General features: G+C 36.5%; 23 protein-coding genes. All 23 read right to left on the reverse strand.

Annotated elements, in window-relative coordinates:
* Nucleotides 1–10 precede the first annotated feature (10 nt).
* The 23 genes from M1D60_RS14090 to M1D60_RS14200 all read right to left on the reverse strand — a co-directional run bounded on the left by M1D60_RS14090 (nt 11) and on the right by M1D60_RS14200 (nt 19,271).
* Complete coding sequence (locus M1D60_RS14090) at nt 11–376, reverse strand: hypothetical protein (RefSeq protein ID WP_456275473.1); 366 nt, start codon at nt 374–376, stop codon at nt 11–13.
* Entirely contained in the window at nt 376–882 is a 507-nt protein-coding gene (locus M1D60_RS14095; RefSeq protein WP_456275474.1) for a chemotaxis protein CheD, read from the reverse strand. Before M1D60_RS14095 ends, M1D60_RS14090 begins: the two co-directional genes overlap by 1 nt.
* Entirely contained in the window at nt 869–1,513 is a 645-nt protein-coding gene (locus M1D60_RS14100) for a chemotaxis protein CheC (RefSeq protein ID WP_456275475.1), read from the reverse strand. The genes M1D60_RS14095 and M1D60_RS14100 overlap by 14 nt, the downstream gene beginning before the upstream one ends.
* A gap of 4 nt (nt 1,514–1,517) precedes the next feature.
* Nucleotides 1,518–1,982, reverse strand: coding sequence for a chemotaxis protein CheW (locus M1D60_RS14105; RefSeq protein WP_456275476.1), 465 nt, complete (start codon nt 1,980–1,982; stop codon nt 1,518–1,520).
* A 22-nt stretch (nt 1,983–2,004) separates the two neighbouring features.
* A complete protein-coding gene (locus tag M1D60_RS14110; RefSeq protein ID WP_456275477.1) occupies nt 2,005–4,044 on the reverse strand; it encodes a chemotaxis protein CheW in 2,040 nt (679 codons plus the stop codon).
* A 13-nt stretch (nt 4,045–4,057) separates the two neighbouring features.
* On the reverse strand, nt 4,058–5,146 hold the full coding sequence (locus M1D60_RS14115; RefSeq protein ID WP_456275478.1) for a protein-glutamate methylesterase/protein-glutamine glutaminase: 1,089 nt from the start codon (nt 5,144–5,146) through the stop codon (nt 4,058–4,060).
* Between the two features lie 11 nt (nt 5,147–5,157).
* Nucleotides 5,158–6,024, reverse strand: coding sequence for a MinD/ParA family protein (locus M1D60_RS14120; protein WP_456275479.1), 867 nt, complete (start codon nt 6,022–6,024; stop codon nt 5,158–5,160).
* Nucleotides 6,021–7,190: a flagellar biosynthesis protein FlhF gene (flhF, locus tag M1D60_RS14125; RefSeq protein WP_456275480.1), complete on the reverse strand. Its 1,170-nt coding sequence runs from the start codon at nt 7,188–7,190 to the stop codon at nt 6,021–6,023. The genes M1D60_RS14120 and flhF overlap by 4 nt, the downstream gene beginning before the upstream one ends.
* Nucleotides 7,187–9,223 (reverse strand): flagellar biosynthesis protein FlhA, encoded by a 2,037-nt coding sequence (gene flhA, locus M1D60_RS14130; RefSeq protein WP_456275481.1) that lies wholly within the window; start codon nt 9,221–9,223, stop codon nt 7,187–7,189. The genes flhF and flhA overlap by 4 nt, the downstream gene beginning before the upstream one ends.
* Before the next feature lie 23 nt (nt 9,224–9,246).
* Nucleotides 9,247–10,329: a flagellar biosynthesis protein FlhB gene (gene flhB, locus M1D60_RS14135; RefSeq protein ID WP_456275482.1), complete on the reverse strand. Its 1,083-nt coding sequence runs from the start codon at nt 10,327–10,329 to the stop codon at nt 9,247–9,249.
* A gap of 2 nt (nt 10,330–10,331) precedes the next feature.
* Entirely contained in the window at nt 10,332–11,114 is a 783-nt protein-coding gene (fliR, locus tag M1D60_RS14140; RefSeq protein WP_456275483.1) for a flagellar biosynthetic protein FliR, read from the reverse strand.
* Nucleotides 11,115–11,117: 3 nt separating this feature from the next.
* Nucleotides 11,118–11,387, reverse strand: coding sequence for a flagellar biosynthesis protein FliQ (fliQ, locus tag M1D60_RS14145; protein ID WP_456275484.1), 270 nt, complete (start codon nt 11,385–11,387; stop codon nt 11,118–11,120).
* A 17-nt stretch (nt 11,388–11,404) separates the two neighbouring features.
* Nucleotides 11,405–12,070, reverse strand: coding sequence for a flagellar type III secretion system pore protein FliP (gene fliP, locus M1D60_RS14150; RefSeq protein ID WP_456275485.1), 666 nt, complete (start codon nt 12,068–12,070; stop codon nt 11,405–11,407).
* The gene (locus tag M1D60_RS14155; RefSeq protein ID WP_456275486.1) at nt 12,063–12,755 is read right to left on the reverse strand and encodes a flagellar biosynthetic protein FliO; all 693 of its coding nucleotides are present in this window, start codon (nt 12,753–12,755) and stop codon (nt 12,063–12,065) included. The genes fliP and M1D60_RS14155 overlap by 8 nt, the downstream gene beginning before the upstream one ends.
* Before the next feature lie 23 nt (nt 12,756–12,778).
* Complete coding sequence (locus M1D60_RS14160; protein ID WP_456275487.1) at nt 12,779–13,141, reverse strand: response regulator; 363 nt, start codon at nt 13,139–13,141, stop codon at nt 12,779–12,781.
* Nucleotides 13,142–13,164: 23 nt separating this feature from the next.
* Nucleotides 13,165–14,370: a flagellar motor switch phosphatase FliY gene (gene fliY, locus M1D60_RS14165; protein WP_456275488.1), complete on the reverse strand. Its 1,206-nt coding sequence runs from the start codon at nt 14,368–14,370 to the stop codon at nt 13,165–13,167.
* Nucleotides 14,360–15,355 carry a flagellar motor switch protein FliM gene (fliM, locus tag M1D60_RS14170; protein WP_456275489.1) on the reverse strand — a complete coding sequence of 332 codons (996 nt, stop codon included), beginning with the start codon at nt 15,353–15,355 and terminating at the stop codon, nt 14,360–14,362. Before fliM ends, fliY begins: the two co-directional genes overlap by 11 nt.
* 39 nt (nt 15,356–15,394) lie before the next feature.
* Nucleotides 15,395–15,832, reverse strand: a complete 438-nt coding sequence (fliL, locus tag M1D60_RS14175; RefSeq protein WP_456275490.1) for a flagellar basal body-associated protein FliL — start codon at nt 15,830–15,832, stop codon at nt 15,395–15,397.
* Between the two features lie 6 nt (nt 15,833–15,838).
* Nucleotides 15,839–16,051, reverse strand: a complete 213-nt coding sequence (locus tag M1D60_RS14180; RefSeq protein ID WP_456275491.1) for a flagellar FlbD family protein — start codon at nt 16,049–16,051, stop codon at nt 15,839–15,841.
* A gap of 46 nt (nt 16,052–16,097) precedes the next feature.
* Nucleotides 16,098–17,057 (reverse strand): flagellar basal body rod protein FlgG, encoded by a 960-nt coding sequence (gene flgG, locus M1D60_RS14185; protein WP_456275492.1) that lies wholly within the window; start codon nt 17,055–17,057, stop codon nt 16,098–16,100.
* A gap of 70 nt (nt 17,058–17,127) precedes the next feature.
* Nucleotides 17,128–17,493 carry a TIGR02530 family flagellar biosynthesis protein gene (locus M1D60_RS14190; RefSeq protein ID WP_456275493.1) on the reverse strand — a complete coding sequence of 122 codons (366 nt, stop codon included), beginning with the start codon at nt 17,491–17,493 and terminating at the stop codon, nt 17,128–17,130.
* A gap of 17 nt (nt 17,494–17,510) precedes the next feature.
* Entirely contained in the window at nt 17,511–17,963 is a 453-nt protein-coding gene (gene flgD / locus M1D60_RS14195; RefSeq protein WP_456275494.1) for a flagellar hook assembly protein FlgD, read from the reverse strand.
* Between the two features lie 9 nt (nt 17,964–17,972).
* A complete protein-coding gene (locus tag M1D60_RS14200; RefSeq protein WP_456275495.1) occupies nt 17,973–19,271 on the reverse strand; it encodes a flagellar hook-length control protein FliK in 1,299 nt (432 codons plus the stop codon).
* Nucleotide 19,272: the final 1 nt, after the last annotated feature.

Consider the following 19,272-nt stretch of genomic DNA (forward strand, 5'->3'; position numbering starts at 1 on the left):
AAAACAAAAATTACTCTTTTTCATTTAGCATTTCCTTAATGTACCTAGCGGCAATAATAGCCTCTTCCTCACTAAGAGAATCAACTGAACGCTTTACTTTGTCAAGGTCAATTCCCTCATTTTGAAGTAACTGAGAAAGGTCTACCTCTTCATTATGAAGTGTCTCTTCCTTCCTTCTAACAGTATTCCCTTTAGAATCACTCATTATAAAATGAAACATCCAACGAAACAAATAAGCAATTAGAAAGAAAGATACGAAGGCCAATAAGCCACGTATCATCGATGTTAGCATGCTATTATTAGTATAAGCAGAAATAAACACCAAAATAAATCCTAAGAAACCAAAGAACATATTAATAAGTACAGAGCCCGCCATTATAGAACTGTCACCCCTTGGTTTACAGTGCGTATTACTAATTCCTTACTTTTAGGGTTAAATTCTATTGTACGCCCACTATTTCCACCAACATCTTCAGCTAATAGCTTTATATTTAACCGTTTGAGTTGTTCTTTTACTGCCTCTACATTCCGAGGACCGATCCTCATCATTTCATTACCAGATGTGAATTGAAACATTTGAGCTCCACCTGCTATTTTAGCCTTTAATAAATGCTGATGACCACCAGCTTTTATTATTTCTGCAACTAGGGCTTCAACCGCAGTGTCTGCATATTTAGCAATATTCATCGTTCCTGTTTTAGCTAAGCTAGAATCAGGTAGCATGACGTGCGCCATCCCAGCAATATCTTTCATAGTATCGTATACAACGACTCCAACGCATGACCCTAGTCCTGAGGTTCGGATCGTATGAGGAGATTCGACTATATTCATATCGGCAATTCCTACTTTAACAACTGAAGAAGCCTGATTATTGTCCAACATCTGTAACACCTAATGCTTTGAAGATAATGGAAAACGAGTCAGGATCAGGTAGAAAGAAGAAGTGTCCTTTCACACTATCTATATCAGATTGGTCTTCTTCTTGTAGAGCCGTATTAATTAAAATAGCATAATCTCCTACAGTAGAAAGTTCCATTAGTCCAAAGCTGATAATTGCTCCAACCATATCAATACTAATCGCTGGAACAGACGGATACATATTAAGATTTGTAAAATCAGAGAAAGAAGATAAATAAGACCCTGAAAGAATATTACCCAGCTCTTGTAGTGCAGAAAGTGCAATTTCTGGATATGGTGGTCTTTCTAAAGAAAAAGAAGGATCCTTGGTTAATTGTTGAATAAATCGAGAGGCTTGCTCAATCGATAATATATAAAACATACTACCAGGCGCTTCTCCTTCAACCCTTAAAAATACACTTGCCACGACACTATCTGTTCCGCCTACTAAGTCCATCATTTCATTAAAAGATACAATTTTAACATCTGGTACCTTCATATCAATCTTCTTATTTAATAATTTTGAAAGGGCCGTCGCTGCGTGCCCAGCCCCAATATTACCTACTTCTTTTAGAATATCAATATGAGTCTCATTAAAGTTTTTCAAAAATGACATAAGGTTAACCTTGTAACGATCTTAACTCTTCTGGATTTAGAACTGCATCTAAATTTAAAAGAATTAATAATCGCTTCTCAATTTTAGCAACACCTTTGATATAATTTGCCTCTACAGATCCTACTACTTCTGGAGGTGGCTCAATGGCTTCTACTTGAATGTCGATTACATCGTTTGCAGCATCAACGATTAATCCAACCTCCATATCTTCTAGAGAAACAATAATCACTCTACTACTATCAGAATAATCTTGTTCCTCTAAATTAAAGCGAGTTCTTAAATCAATGACAGGTGTGACTAAACCACGCAAATTTATAACGCCTTTCACAAATTTCACGGTTTTAGGTACACGAGTAATATGCTGAACTTTTTCAATCGAACGAACCTGCTGTACAGGTACTCCATACTCTTCATCTGCTAGCTGAAAAACAATCACTTTCATATCGTTAGTAAATAGCTCTTCTGACATTCCTATTCTCCTCCCTTCTTTGTTATTTAATTAGTGCATTGCAATCAACGATTAGTGCTACTTGGCCATCTCCTAGAATCGTAGCTCCAGAAATTGCAAAAACAGACGCTAAATAATTCCCTAGTGACTTTAATACGACTTCTTGTTGGCCAATAAACGAGTCTACGACTAAACCAGCCATCTTGTCACCTTTTCTAACAATTACAATGGATAAAAATTCGTCTGTTTTTTCGCTTTCAACTACTTCAAAAACATTCTTAAGGAAGACTAACGGTACTACTTTACCTCTAAAATCTATTACTTTTTGATTGTGAGCATTTAGAATATCTTCCTTTTTTACGATAGCTGTCTCTATAATGGATGAAATTGGAATAGCAAACTTTTCTTTTTCTAGCTCCACAAGCATAACTGAAATAATCGAAAGTGTTAGTGGAAGCTGAATAGAGAAGGTAGTTCCTTTTCCTTCAACTGAATCAATAGAAATTGATCCTCCGAGTGATTCAATTGTATTTTTAACCACATCAAGTCCAACACCTCGTCCTGAGATATCTGAAATGGTTTCGGCAGTTGAGAAGCCAGAAGACATAATTAATTCGAATACCTGCTTATCTGACATCGTCTGTGCACTTTGTTCTGACACGACACCCTTGCTTATTGCCTTCTTCAGAACTTTATCACGACTGATTCCGGCACCATCATCTTCTATTTCGATAAAGACGTGGTTACCACTATGATAAGCTTTTAAGACAACCGTTCCTTCTTCATTTTTACCTTTTTGCCTTCTTACTTCTGGCATTTCTACACCATGGTCCATTGCGTTTCTTAATAGGTGGACTAACGGATCTCCAATTTCATCAATTACCGTACGGTCCAATTCCGTTTCAGCACCAACCACTACTAATTCTATTTTCTTCCCTAAATCTCTTGCTAATTGTCGTACCATTCTAGGGAATCTATTGAACACCGTTTCAACTGGTACCATTCTCATGTTAAGGATAATGTTTTGCAAATCACCGGAGATTCTTGACATTCTTTCAACGGTTTCATGTAACTCTGAATTGTTTAGTTCATTTGATATTTGTTCTAAACGACCACGATCAATGACCAGTTCCTCGAATAAATTCATTAATATATCAAGACGTTCAATATTTACACGAATCGTTTTATTACTTACATTTGCGTTTTTAGTTTGTGCTTGCTTCTTTTCTTCAGGAGCATTTGAAAGAACAGGAGAATCTTCCTCTTGGATATCCTCTGTATTAACAGGAGTTGTGTCATTATCAACAATTCCTGTTAATTCAATTTGATTGACTTGAACAAGGTCTATTTCCGATACCTTTGATACCTTCGCTTGAATGTCATTTGATGACTCCTTAGAAACAATCGTGACCGTAAATGATTCTTCAAACTTTTCGTCCTCAAGCAAATCCACACTTGGATTGGATTTGATTACTTCTCCAACTTGTTCTAGTATTTCAAACACCATAAATACACGAGCAGCTTTAAGTAAGCAATCCTTTCTTAACGAAACAGTAACTTCATACCCCTCAAATCCTTGATCCTTAGATTGCTGAAGTACTGTCATTTCAAATTGATCATATTGTTGATCTGAAGTTTTCGTTTCTAATATCTGTTCTACCTTTTCTGCTGTTTGTGACACCACTGTTGCTGTCTCGATCTTTTCCCCATTTTCAATGGCAACTAGCTTTGCGACTACTTCTCTAACATCACGTTTCCCATCTCCACCAGCTGCAATTGAAAAGACCATAGCTTCAAGGTCATCTACTGACTGGAACACTACATCAAGAAGCTCTGGACTCACGTTAATCTTATTATTACGAATTCCATCTAGTACGTTTTCCATTTGATGAGTTAAGCTAGCTAGATCTTCATATCCCATTGTCGCTGACATACCTTTTAATGTATGAGCAGATCTAAAAATCTCATTTACAATTGAGATATCATTTGGGTTCTTTTCTAAAACTAATAGATGATCGTTGACTGCTTGAAGGTGTTCTTTACTCTCTTCAATAAACACTTCAAGATATTGATTCATTTCCATGTTTGGCATCCCCTTACTTACTTATCATCTTCATTATTTCTTCCGCTATATTTTCTAATCTAGCAATAACGTCTATTTTATTTGAAGCAATGGCTGTCTTTGGCATTCCAAAAACAATAGAAGTTTCTTCTGATTCAGCAATACTTTTTACCTCACCAGATTCCTTTAATCGTTTTAAACCTTCTGTTCCATCTGATCCCATTCCTGTCATAATTACAGCAACTTTTGCGTAATCCGCTATGTCACTTACTGATTCAAACAGTACATCCACAGCAGGCCTATGTCCATTTCTCGGAGCAGTAGTATTATCTAACTTAGTTGCTAACGAAGTTCCTACCTTGACCACCTTTAAGTGATAGCCACCCGGGGCAATATAAGCTACTCCTTTTCTTAAAACTTCTCCGTCCTCTGCTTCTTTTACATTAATTTCACAGATTGTATTCAATCGTTCTGCCAATGATTTTGTAAAACCAGGTGGCATATGTTGAACAACTAGGATCGGACAATCCACTTCTTTTGGTATTCTTGTTAAAACTTGTTGAAGTGCCCTTGGACCACCTGTTGATGTTCCGATGCAAATTAATTTTTTAGGTGATTTTAAACTGCCAATGACTTTGACACTTTTTTCTATTTTACTACAATTCTCGACAATCGGGATAGGAGTTTTTGTGATTTGACCTTCATATCGAAGATTTAATCGCTTAACCTTTGCTGCATGGTATACTTTTTGGATAATTTCATCCTTTACTTTATCTATATCAAGTGAGATGGCTCCAGATGGCTTTGTAATGAAATCAACCGCTCCATATTGCATGGCTATTATCGTATTTTCTGCACCCTGTTTAGTCGTACTAGAAAGCATAACTACTGGTACTGGTTCGGTTTGCATAATTTCTTGGAGTGCCTCTAATCCATTTAGAATTGGCATTTCCACATCTAACGTAACAACATCTGGCTTTAGTTCTTTAACCTTTTGAACTGCATCCCTACCATTTCTAGCAAAACTGGCAATTTCAAATCTGTCGTCTTCTTCTAAGAAGCTTGAAATCATCTTTCTCATAAATGCAGAGTCATCTACAACTAAAACTCGTATTTTTTCCATATGAAGATTCCCTACCTTTCTGAGAAGTAATGGCGAAGTCTAGAAATAAATGAAGGTGGTTTTTCTTTTTCTTGGTTGGTTGTGACACCGTCTAAATATCGTTCCGTTATTGTTGTTAAAGCTGTACTTACCTTGGACCTTGGATCAAATACTGAAAATGGTATTTGTCTACTCACTGCCTTATTAACGGCACGGTCATCAGGAAGATAACCAAGTGAAGAAATGTCCTTTTGCAGGAATTGTTTGATTACCTGACTTAACCTTTTAAGAGTGCTTGTACCATCCTCATTACTGTGGGCACGATTCACTACCAAATAAAAATCGGCATGATGATCTCTACTACAAATAAATTTCATTATGGAGTATGCATCAGTCATGGAAGTAGGCTCAGGAGTCGTAATTAGAATAATTTCGTGTACGGATAAGAGAAACTGTAATGTATCCTCTGTGATTCCAGCACCCATGTCAAACAAAATATAGTCATATTGAAGAGATAAACGCTCTAATAAAGTTAATAGATACTCTAGTTTTTCTGCATCTAATGTGAAGAGATTAGTGAGACCAGTTCCTCCGGAAATATAGGAAACTCCTTCTGGTCCATGTTTAATAATATCTTGGATTGACATATCCGGTTGGAAAATATCAATAAAACTCACCTTTGAAGATTGACCAATTAAAATATCAATATTCCCCATCCCAATATCCATATCGAGAAGTAAGACACGATGACCTTTTCTCGAAAGATTGATAGCAAAATTTAGTGAGAAGTTAGACTTACCTACTCCACCTTTACCACTTACAATGGCGATTACCTTTGCTTCTTGTCGACCCTGCATCTTGAGCAGTCTTAAACGTAAGCTTTCTGCTTGATCTCTCATTGTATATTTTCTCCGAGGATTGTATTTACAATTATATCTGGTGTTGCTTCAACAATATCGTCAGGCACATTTTGACCAACTGTTATGTAAGCAATTCCCTTTTCATAGGTTGATACTAAATTTAGCATTGAACCAAACTGTGAGGTTTCATCTCTTTTTGTAAAGATGAATTTTTCAATGTTTATGGTTGAAAATTGCTTATATATATCATGCATATCATTAATTTTTGATGTTAATGAAAGCACAAGAAAAGTTTCCATTTCTTCTGAAAAATCAATTACTTCCTTTAACTCGTTTACATATTGCTGATTTCTAAAATTACGACCTGCTGTATCAATAAAGACTAGGTCATAAGAAGAGAATTTCTCCTTAGCTACAATAAAGTCTTCAATATTGTAGCAAACTTCAATAGGAACATTGAGAATTTTAGCATACGTTTTTAATTGCTCAATAGCTGCAATTCTATATGTATCTGTTGTGATAAATGCCACCCTTTTCTCATGTTTAATGACACAATTAGCAGCTATTTTAGCCAAAGAGGTAGTTTTTCCAACACCAGTTGGTCCGATTACATTAATAAATTGTTTGTTAAATGAAATACCTCCATGGTCATATGGGTTTATTAATGAAAACAAGGCCTCTCTATACCATTTTTGAATTTCTTCGTCTTTGGAATTTGCCCCTTGCTTATACCAATATTCTACTAATTTAGACATGATGTCAGTGATAATTGTCACATCAACCTCTTGTTCCTTTAACTGCCTTTCATACTTTTGAAGAGGTACCGGATACATTACCGAACTTGTTGTATGTTGTTGATTTGATAAATTCTTAATTAAGTCCTTAAGTTCTTCAACTTCTTTTTTAAGTACAGAATCTGACTCTGTATTTAGATTAGTTTTTGTTGTAAATTCGAGTTCTTTAACCGGATTTATCTTTTCTAATTGTTCAGTAGAGCGAATCTTTTCTTTTTGCTGCGGTTCATTTGCAAAGGGTGACGGATCAATTGCAGCAATTACTTCAATATTCTTTTTGGTAAAAAAACCAAATATACCACCTGTATATACCACTTTGGAATTTAAGATTACCGCATCCTTGCCAAGCTCTGTTCTAATTTTTTTCATAGCCTCTGGCATGGATGGGGCAATATATTTTTTTACCTTCATTCTATATTCACCACCCCAACACTTTGGACTTCAACATTTGCTTCAAGTTCATTATAAGAAAGAACAGGTACATTTGGTAAATAGCGTTCAATTAGTTGCTTTACGTACATACGAACAGCCGGTGAGCAAAGAATGATCGACTGAAGTTCTTGTAAGGAAAGCTGTTCCACTTGACTTGCTACAGCCTGAATAATATCTTGAGAAACAGTTGGATCTAATGATAAATAGTTTCCATGCTCAGTCTGTTGTACACCCTCTGCCACTGCTTTTTCAACTCTTCCAGATAAGGTGACAACCTTAAGTACATCCCCTTCACTTACAAATTGAGAGGTGATTTGACGAGCAAGTGCTTGTCTAACGTATTCGGTTAGTATGTCCGTATCTGTTGTCATTTTTCCAAAGTCAGCCAATGTTTCAAAAATAATTGGTAAATTTCTAATTGATACTTTTTCTCTCAGTAGCTTCCCTAATACCTTTTGAACATCCCCAATTGAAAGTGGATTTGGTGTTACTTCTTCTACTAGGATAGGGTACGACTCTTTAATGTGGTCTACTAATTGCTTGGTTTCTTGTCTACCAAGTAGCTCATGAGCATTTGTTTTTAATAGCTCAGTAATATGAGTTGAAACAACTGAAGGTGGATCGACGACTGTATATCCGAACATTTCAGCCTTTTCTTTGGCATCCTCTGTGATCCATTTAGCAGGTAGTCCAAATGAAGGCTCAATCGTATCAATACCTTCGACTGCATCATCATCAATTCCAGGACTCATTGCTAAATAATGGTCAAGTAATAGTTCACCTCTTGCTACCTCATTCCCCTTAATCTTAAGGCGATATTCGTTTGGCTGGAGCTGAATATTATCCCTAATTCTAACAACAGGTATAACAATACCAAGCTCAATGGCTAATTGCCTCCTAATCATGACAACACGGTCTAGTAAATCTCCACCTTGATTGGTATCGGCTAATGGGATTAAACCGTAACCAAATTCAAATTCAATGGGATCCACATTTAATAGGTTAACAACACTTTCAGGACTTTTCATTTCATCGGTTTCAATCATCTCTTCTAACGCTTCTAGTTCCTGATCATCCGGTTTCTTCACCCTTCCAAGCATATACCCACCAACACCTAATAACCCAGCAATTGGTATAGTAAGTAGATCATTCAAAGGTGTAGCGATTCCAAGAAAGAAGATTGTTCCAGCAGCCACATAAAGCATCTTAGGGAAAGCAAATAGCTGTGTGGTAATATCAGTACCAAGATTCCCATCAGAAGCCGCTCGAGTAACGATAATACCAGTAGCGGTTGAAATCATAAGAGCTGGTATTTGAGATACTAGACCATCACCTACTGTTAGAATCATAAAAGTATTTACAGATTCATTTAGAGTTAGGTCCATTTGAACCATCCCGATTACAATTCCAAATAGAATATTTATGATGGTAATAATGATTCCTGCTATCGCATCTCCCTTTACAAATTTACTCGCACCATCCATTGCCCCATAAAAGTCTGCTTCACGCTGAATCTTGTCACGGCGCTCAGTTGCATTCCTCTCAGTAATTAATCCAGCATTTAGGTCAGCATCTATTGCCATTTGTTTTCCTGGCATTGCATCTAAAGTAAAACGAGCTGCAACTTCAGATACACGTTCAGATCCTTTGGTTATAACGAGGAATTGAATAATAATTAGAATGAGGAAAACAACGAATCCAACTAAAGCATTTCCCCCAATAACGAAATTACCAAATGTATCGACTACATTTCCGGCTTCCCCATTGCTTAAAATAGATCTGGTTGTAGAAACATTCAATCCTAATCGATATAGGGTCATAATTAATAATAAAGAAGGGAATACAGATAATTGCAAAGGCTCATTCATGTTCATTGCCGTTAACAATAGCACTAGTGCAAGAGTGATGTTTACCATTATTAAGATATCTAACAAAATAGGTGGTAACGGAATAACTAGCATGACAATGATTAAAACAACACCAAGTATAACCGGCAGATCTCTTGCTCGCATTTACAACTCTCCTTATGTACGTACTACACCTTTTGCTTGAGACGATAGATATAAGCTAGAATTTCGGCAACTGCTTTAAAAAACTCTTCAGGAACAGCATCCCCGATTTCTGTTTGCTCATAAAGAGCTCTGGCAAGTGGGCGATTTTCAATCATTGGAACCTCGTTGTTTTCGGCAATCGTCCGAATTTTTAAGGCAATATAATCAACACCACTTGCTACTACATACGGCGCATCCATTTTTGATTCATCATATTTTAAAGCAATTGCATAATGAGTAGGATTGGTAATGACGACATCGGCTTTTGGTACCTCCTGCATCATTCTTTGCATCGCCATCTCACGTTGCTTCTGCTTAATTTTCGATTTAATTAGAGGGTCACCCTCAACATTTTTATATTCATCTTTAATATCTTGCTTAGACATTCGAATATTCTTTTCAAAGTCATATTTTTGATAGGTATAGTCAAAAACTGATAGAAATAATAATACAACTGTTGCTGCTAAGCCCATTTTCAACACAAGCATTGACAAGAAGACTAACGCCTCTTCTAAACTCACCTGTGACAATCTCATGATTCCTTCCCAATTAAGCCATAAAATAAAAAATGTTACTAACCCTACAAAGGTAATTTTTAAGGAGGATTTCAATAATTCTACAATAGCTCGCAAGGAGTATATGTTTTTAGCTCCTTTGATGGGGTCTAGCTTCTCTAGCTTGAAATGAATCGCTTCTGTTGAAAATAAAAAACCGATTTGCATATAGCTTGCAATAACTCCACCAATCATGGCAGCTACCATGACGGGAAGAATGATAATAGCAATTTCAGGTAACAAGGTAAATAGAAGACTAAATACAGTTTGTTCTGTTAATTCCAGAAGCATAAAATCTTCAAGCGTTCTTGTAAAAAGATTCAACATCCGGTCAAGCATCATTCCACCACTAAACCAAAAAAAAAGGAAAACAAATAGGAGAAGGATGGCTGCATTAACATCCTGACTTTTCGCTACCTGCCCCTTTTTTCTTGATTCCTGACGCTTCTTAGGAGTTGCCTGTTCAGTTTTCTCGCCAGAAAAATATTGGAGATCTAGCTTAAATCGATTCAACGTTATGCTCCCCCTCCAATCAGATACATCAACTCTCTCATTGCAAATTGTGCCTGTTCAAATAAATTACCTACGAGCATGACAAAGATTGACATCATGACTATTAACATGATAAAACTCACAAGAATTTTTAAAGGCATACCAACCACAAAAATATTAAGCTGTGGAACAGTTCTAGCCACTATACCAAGTGCTACGTCGACTAAGAACATGGAACCAACTAAAGGTAGTGACATCTGAAAGGCTATGATAAACATAGAGTTAAAGGTTTTAACTAAATGATTAAGCATTCCTTCCTCACCAAACGGAATCCAGAGTTGGTCAATTGGCACTGCTTGATAGCTATAAAAAATACCATCTATTAATAAATGATGCCCATTAACACTTAACAAAAATAAGAGAGAAATAATATATAAAAACTGGCCCATTAAAGGTGATTGAGCACCAGTTTGTGGATCTACAACGTTTGCCATCGCAAATCCCATTTGAAAATCAATAAACCCACCGGCAATTTGAATAGCTGATAATATAATAAAAGCGGTTAACCCAATCATAATTCCTACTAATAATTCCTTGATAATGAGCATGATATAAAACTCATCGAATTGAAGTGTTTGCGGAATCTCAATCGTATAATACATAATGAAAGATAAAAATGCGGCTAAACCAATTTTATGAGTAGCGGGAATTGTCCGGTAAGAAAAGATCGGAACTGTCAAAAAGAAACCACTTATTCTTACTAAAATTAGTAAGAATGCTGACATTCTAATAATAAAATCATCCATACATTAACCAATATAATTATGAAGATTATTTAAAATATCGTATGTAAAGCTAATCATTCTAGACAGCATCCATGGACCGAAAAAGATAATCCCAATAAAAACAGCTACTATTTTTGGTATAAAAGCCAGCGTCTGCTCTTGAATCTGAGTAGTCGCTTGAAAAATACTCACTAGCAATCCAATTCCGAGTGCTAAAAGAAGTAAAGGTCCACTTATCATTAAAACGGTATAAATCGCTTGTTCAGCTAGGGATATTACAAATTCCGAACTCAATATAATCACTTCCTAAACTAAAAACTGATAAGCAATGACTTAACTACTAAATACCACCCATCAACTAATACAAACAATAAAATTTTAAACGGTAATGAAATCATGACCGGTGGAAGCATCATCATCCCCATTGACATTAAGATACTAGCCACAATCATGTCTATTACTAGGAATGGAATAAAAACCATAAAGCCTATTTGAAAGGCTGTTTTCATTTCACTAATAGCAAAAGCAGGAACTAATGCAGTTAGTGGTATATCTTCTACTGTTTCCGGCCTTTCTATTCCAGCATATCCGAGGAAAAGTGCTAAATCCTTCTGCCTAGTATGTTTACTCATAAACTCCTTTAAAGGCAAGGACGCTCTTTCGTAAGCCTCATCAAGGGTAATTTCCTCATTAAATAATGGCGTTAATGCTGCATCATTGATTTCAGTGAATACGGGCGTCATGATAAAGAAGGTTAGGAAGAGTGCAAGTCCAAGTATTACCTGATTAGGAGGCATTTGCTGTGTACCCAATGATGTACGGACAAAGGATAAAACGATTAAGATTCTTGTAAAACTAGTCATCAAAACTAAAATACTAGGTGCAATGGACAGGACAGTGAGTAAAAGTAAGAGCTTAACCGAAGTAGAGACATTTTCCGGATCATTTGTATTAAAAAACTCCATGAACTCAGTCATCGCTCTTCTTTCCTTTCTCATCTAGCTCGTCTAATAGCTTTTTTCTTCCCTTTGAGAGCTCAGATAATTGAGAAGCTAGCACAGATTTAAAGCTTTGATTTTGGTTTTCTTGTTTTTCTTTTTGTTTGGAACTTTTAAATTGATCCATGATTTTAGTCAATATATCGCCCGGCTGTAACAGCTGTTGAACATCTTGTTGTTGTTGGGAAAGAATTCTGTTAATTTCTTCTTCAGAATCAATTTCTTTTAACAATTGGATGTTCTCACCTACACCAACTATTAATATTCGGTCCCCTACTTTTACAAGCTGTACAGAACGATTATTTCCAAGGCTTGTCCCACCAAGATTCGCCATAGTCTTTGTGGAGTCATAGGTTTGATTCTTCTTTTTAATAAATCTTAAGGTCACATACAATAACATCAGCACTAAAAATAGAGCAAAAATGAGATTTAAGAAATCAAAGAAAGTGAACTGGTTGTTAGCAAGTTGTTCTTCAACGGGTTGTTCAACAGGTTCATTAATTGGGCTCTCTTCCTCATTTTCGTTTACCTCTGGACTTTCTTCGAATTCTTCATATACTGTTTTATTCTCATCATCCCCTTCCGCTGCAAGTACCAGTTGTCCTTCAAGCGGAAGTAGGATTGAAAACAAAATGGTTATGATAACAAGCTTGATTCGTAGCAATCTCTGCCACCTCAATTTTTTATTTATGATAGTGTTTTACCAATTGCTTCTAGTACACGGTCTGCTTGGAATGGCTTAACGATAAAATCTTTAGCACCAGCTTGAATAGCATCAATAACCATTGATTGTTGCCCCATCGCTGAACACATAATTACTTTAGCATTTGGATTAATTTTTTTAATTTCTTTTAATGCTGTTATGCCATCCATTTCAGGCATTGTAATATCCATTGTTACTAGGTCTGGAGTATGCTCTTTATAAAGTTCAACAGCCTGTTGTCCATCTGCCGCCTCACCTACAACCTCGTAACCATTTTTAGATAGAATATCTTTAATCATCATTCTCATAAAAGCTGCGTCATCTACAATTAAAATTCTGTTTGCCATTTTAATCCGTTCCCCCTATTAAATTAACGTAAGTTTTTGATTCGGTCACTCTGACTAATAATATCTGTAACACGGACACCGAAATTCTCATCAATAACAACCACTTCACCTTGAGCGACCAGTTTATTATTAACAAGAATATCAACTGGTTCCCCAGCGAGTTTATCAAGCTCAATAATGGAACCCGAAGATAGCTCTAAAATATCACGAACAGACCTTTTGGTTCTACCAAGCTCAACAGTAACTTGAAGTGGAATATCAAGTAACATATCTAAATTCTTTGATTCTCCGCCCATAGATGATGCAGGTTCAAAGCTTGAAAATGCGGCTGGTTGAACATTAGGTTGGTACCCCATCGGCATTTGATTCCCACCAATATGCTGTTGCTGCTGAGGAGCAGATGCCTGATATGGAGGCTGCTGATAGGTCGGTTGTGAATAAGCTTGTTGCTCAGGAATAGGCTGTGAAGCCGGTTGAGTTTGAATATTAGTTTGAGCTGGTGGTTCTTGCTTGACTTCAATTTTTGGAGCTGGTGCAGGACTTGGATTTAAAAGTTCCTCTACCAAACTTTTGGCAAATTCCAATGGAAGTAATTGCATAATGTTAGAATCTACAAGTTCACCTATTTTTAACCGAAAAGCTACCTGAACAAAAATGTCCTCAGTTGGTATTGCTCCTTCTCCGTTCCCACTTTTCAAATCCATTACTTCAATACTCGGAGGTGAAATATCCACCTTCTTATTAAAGATTGTTGACATGGAAGTCGCAGCAGATCCCATCATTTGGTTCATAGCTTCTTGTACAGCACTTAACTGAATTTCACCCAGTAGGTCCTGAGGATTTCTTCCATCTCCTCCAAGCATAAGATCTGCAATAATTGCAGCATCAGACTGTTGAATTACGAGAACATTAGCACCTAGAAACCCTATTGTATAGCTAACTTGAATAGCTACATGTGGATGTGGAAACTCATTCACCAAATCTTTTTTATGAATAGTAGTTACTGTGGGTGTCGTAATCTCTACCTTCTGGTTTAATAATGTTGATAAAGCTGTAGCCGAGCTTCCGAAAGAGATATTTCCAATTTCACCTAACGCATCTTGTTCCATTGGAGACAAATAGTCTTCAGATAGGGGCTGTTCGGTGGATTGACTATCTTGACTCTGATCGTCACTTCCTCTTAATAAAGCATCGATTTCATCTTGTGATAGCATATCATTATTCATCATCGTTCCCCCCCTTAATTTGATCAATAATCTGGACTGCCATTTTCTTGTTTACTTTACCCGGTTGTCCGATAAATTTAGGTTCATCCCCAACCGCTATAATGATCGGTGAATTAATACTATGATCTAACTGAATCACATCACCAATTCCAAGTTGTAAAAACTCGTTAATGGAAATCTCTGAAGTCCCTAACTGTGCACTAATTGGAAGGTCAGCTAACCTTATGCTTTTCTCTAGTGATTCAAGCTCTTTTGGCTCTCTATCTTTTTTGGTCGTTTGCATCCAATAATGAACAGATAACTTTGGCATGATAGGCTCAAGTACCACATGAGGGATACATATATTAATCATCCCACTCGAGTCCCCAATTTGGGTATTCAAGGATATTACAACTACTGTCTCATTCGGCGAAACCATTTGCAGGAATTGAGGATTGACTTCTAGTTCAGTTAGAATAGGTTCAATGTCTGCGATTGTAGACCAAGCTTCTTTCAAATTCTCAACAGCATTTTCAAATAACTGAGACATAAGCTTTGTTTCAATTTCTGTTAAGTTTTCAACCTTATTTAAACTTACTCCACGACCACCAAGAACACGGTCAAGCATGGAATAAGCAATATTCGGATTAATTTCAATAATAAGTCTGCCGTCTAATGGCGGTACCTCAAAAACATTTAAAATCGTCATTTTAGGAATCGACCGAATAAATTCCTCATAAGGGATTTGATCCGCAGATGCAACTGATATTTGAACATACGTTCTAAGCTTTGCAGAAAAATAAGTGGTTAAAAGTCTTGCAAAATTCTCATGTATTCTCGTTAGACTTCGAATTTGATCCTTCGAGAAACGTAGTGCTCTTCTAAAATCGTACGACCTGACCTTTTTTGTCGATTGTTCCTTTTTAAGTTCTTCGGCATTCATTTCTCCTGTTGAGAGAGCAGAGAGCAGGGCATCTATTTCGTTTTGTGATAAAACTTCTCCTGACAAAAAGTTCACCTCCTCTTAAACTTTCCTTATCATTTCAAATTATTGCAAGACAAAGGAAGTGGTATAAACTCTAACAATTTTTCCTTCCTGCATAAGTACATTAGTTTGCTCTTTAATGAGATTCTCTAACGTTACTAACCCATTTTTTCCATTAAATTGGTCAGATGTCATTTCTGATAATTCCTGAATAATGATATTACGAACTTGAAATTCTCGCTTTGCTAACTCCTCTTTTGCTTCAACACTGTCAGTTTGAACTTTAAATTGGATTCTTATAAAGTCACCATCAAGGAGGTTGGTTGTAATTTCTGGAATATCAACTGAATACTCGATAATCTCATCAATCGTTGGTTCCTTTACCTCATTAACATGTTCTTCGCCAGTAAACTTCATGATAACAATGAGTGCAACTGCTCCAATTAGAAGAATGGTTAAAATTATGATAATCATCGTAACTAATGCTTTTTTGTTCTTCATGATTTACTAGTCCTCCTTATCAGGTAACGGTTGCCCTAATATCGAAATTTGGCGAAAAAAGTCGGTTACTAAAAGAATAACATCATCCTCGGCCTCACGCACAACAATTTTTTTTCCATTCGTTAATGTAATGGTTGTATCTGGGAAGGATTGGATTTGCTCTATGTATATAGCGTTTAAGCTAAAAGAGCTTCCGTTTAAGCGAGTCAACTTAATCATAAAAGTGGGGGCTTAGGTGTTGTTAAGCCCCCCACCTCCTTACTTATTATCGTTTTAGATTTACAAGTTCTTGTAAAATTTCATCAGAAGTTGTAATAATACGGGTATTTGCCTGGAATCCACGTTGTGTCGTAATCATTTCCGTGAATTCTTCTGAAAGGTCTACGTTAGACATTTCTAACGTTCCTGCTACTATAGTTCCAGCACCTTTCTCTCCAGGTGCAATTGTTTCATTAAAGGTAATATTGTTATCACCAGCCACAGCTGTTCCCGCAGCATCGGTCACATCTAATGAGCCAGAGTTTGATGTTTCCTTAAATAAATTACCACCAACCTTTTCAAGACCACCATTGTTAGGGAACTTAGCAACACGAATCTGTCCAGCTACCTGTAATGCTCCTGCAGCATCAACATAGTTAACTGTTCCATCAGTTCCAATACTAAAACTTTTTGCTGTTGTTGGAATTTTTATTAAGCCAGGAACGTCACTTGCCTTTGTAGCATCTGCTCCTGCACCTGATGCCCCAATTACAAATAGCCCATCACCCGTAACTAAATAACCATCTTTATCCATATAAAAATTTCCCGCTCTAGTATAGTTCAAATCAACTGCTTCTCTAATATCAGTTAATCCAGTACCCTCAAACTTTAGCTTATCCGTACCAATTGTGCCAGCTTTCCCAGTTAAAGCACCCACCATAAAAAAACCATCCCCAGAAAGCGCTAGATCTAATGAGCGTCCTGTTGTTTGAAGACTTCCTTGTGTATGCACTGTATCAATAGAACCAAGCTGTGAACCTAAACCAACTTGTTGTGGGTTAACCCCTCCCCGTGTAGCAGTCGAAGCACTTGCGCCAGCAATTTGCTGACTCACAAGATCCTTAAACATTACTCTTCCCTTTTTATAGCCATAAGTATTTACGTTAGCGATATTATTTCCAATTACATCAAGTTTCGTTTGAAAATTTTTCATTCCGGAAATTCCAGAGTACATTGAACGTAACATTAATTATTTCCCCTCTCTAATATGGCTGCTTCATTCAGTCCACAGCCGTGGCCTCCTCTACAGGTCCAGCCTATAATAAAATCGTTCCATTTATATTTGTAAATATTTGCGAGCTTGCTTCCTCACGGTCCATTGCTGTTATAACCGTTTGGTTTTTTGTATTCACAATCAAGGCTGCTTCATTCATGACAACTAGAGAATCAGTGATGCCTTTACTATTTGCCTCAACCATCTTTTCTTGTAGCTTCGTCCAGCTTTCTTCAGCAATTTCTATTTTCCGCTCGGCCAAGCGCTTTTGAGCATGTTTACTAATTTTAATTCCAACAACCTCTTGTAATACATCTTTAAAGCTTGTAGTAGACTCAGCTTTTGATTGCACCTTCTGATGCTTCAATGATAGAGGATGATTTGATAATTGATGTATTCGGTAATCCATACACCTTTCTCCTCTCTTTAGTTAGAAGAAGGACTTGTAATTTTAGTCAGAGCATTAGGTAAAATGGTTGTTCCATCTTCCATCTCCAACTGAACCTCTAAATTCTTCTGATAAATGGATTTTACAATTGCTTGTTTTGTTTCTGTAACCTCATTACCATTCTCATCTACAGACGTTGAAATCCATTCAACCTGTTTGCCGATCATTTCGCTATACTTTAAGATATTGTCTGATTTTTGAGTGGTAATAAACTGTTCTAGCATCTTGTTCATATTAGTCATTTGCTCTAAAGACGTGAATGTTGCCATCTGAGCAATAAAGTCTTTATCCTGCATAGGGTTCATTGGATCTTGATTTTGTAATTGTGTCATTAGGATTCTTAGGAAATCATCTTTTCCCATTACATCACTCTTACTTTTTTGAACAGGTTGATTTTTTAAATATAAGGCTGGATCAAGACTGATTGTCATTTACATCACCTACACTTCTATATTCATTAATTCTTCATTGAGGGCAGCTTCAAACGTTACATCCTTATGCTGTTCATCTTTCTTGTCATCTTTATCATTTGACGATTGTCTTCCCTCTTGATTTCCATCCTTATTTAAAGAGCGATCAAACTCTTGTTGTAAAGACTGAGAATTTACAATCTCCAACTTTTCAACTTGAACATTTTGAGCTGCAAAAGCATTCTTTAAGCCTTGAAGTTGTGATTCTAGCATTTCTTTAGCTGCTGCAGTAGTTGCAACCATTCTTGCAGTTAGTACTCCATTTTGCTGTAATAACTCTACTCTTAATTGTCCAAGATGTTCAGGATATAATTTAATCAGAAGTTTCATTCCACCAGTTGCATTTTGAAGATTGCTTTTGGCTAATATACTTTGAAACTCTTTAATAAATTGCTCTTGGTTGGCAGCTTTATTACCAGTTTGGTCCACAAATAAGGCAAATTGTCCCGCACGATTTAAATTTGTTTGAGATTCAACCCCCACAAACGCTACTTTATTGTTCGAATCTTGTTGGGAATTATTTTTTACTAACTCATCACTCTTTATAGTCCGTTGATACAAAAGGCGTAAATAATCCATTTTATGGTTTTCATCTGTTGCCAAAGGATTTTTACCAGTGAGTTTCGTGTGAATACTAGATAGAAACTGTTGTAATTCTTCTTTTAGATTTCCTTGATTGTTAAAAATCTGCTTTGATACTTGCTCATCCTGGGTAACCTTATGAAGCAAAGAGTTAATTTGTTGTAGGATTGTTGCAAATACATCCTTTGTAGGAAGATCAAGTTGTTCGCTTACAGACTTCTGAACGAAGATTAACCCAGCAAAAAGTTGTTCTACCTGTAATGAGGCACTTTCTTCACCATTAAACAATTGCTCGAGGCTTGTCCCAGACTCAAATAACTCTTGAATCTTCTGTACCAGGTCTGGCGGCAACATTTGTAACCAAGAAAGATCTTCACTAGTTAACATTTCTTCGGTAAGCTCTGTAGGTATTTCAGTAGATTCCATCAGTAATCCTATTGATTTTTCTAAATCTTCGATAGATACTTCTGCTGAATCTAATTCACCAGTAAAAGGTGCGAATGTTTGTTGATCTTCAAGCTTACTTACCTCGACTTGTTTCTTTGAAGAATCATGAGGCTGGTGTTGGACCTCTTTATTCAACATCGACGCAAAAGGAGATGAGGGTTTATCTTGTTTCTTTTGACTTACTTTAGTAGCGGCCAACTCAGGTCCTCTGCTCATTACATTTAATCCAGACATGTTCATT

This window comes from Bacillus sp. AK128 (genome assembly GCF_053903075.1).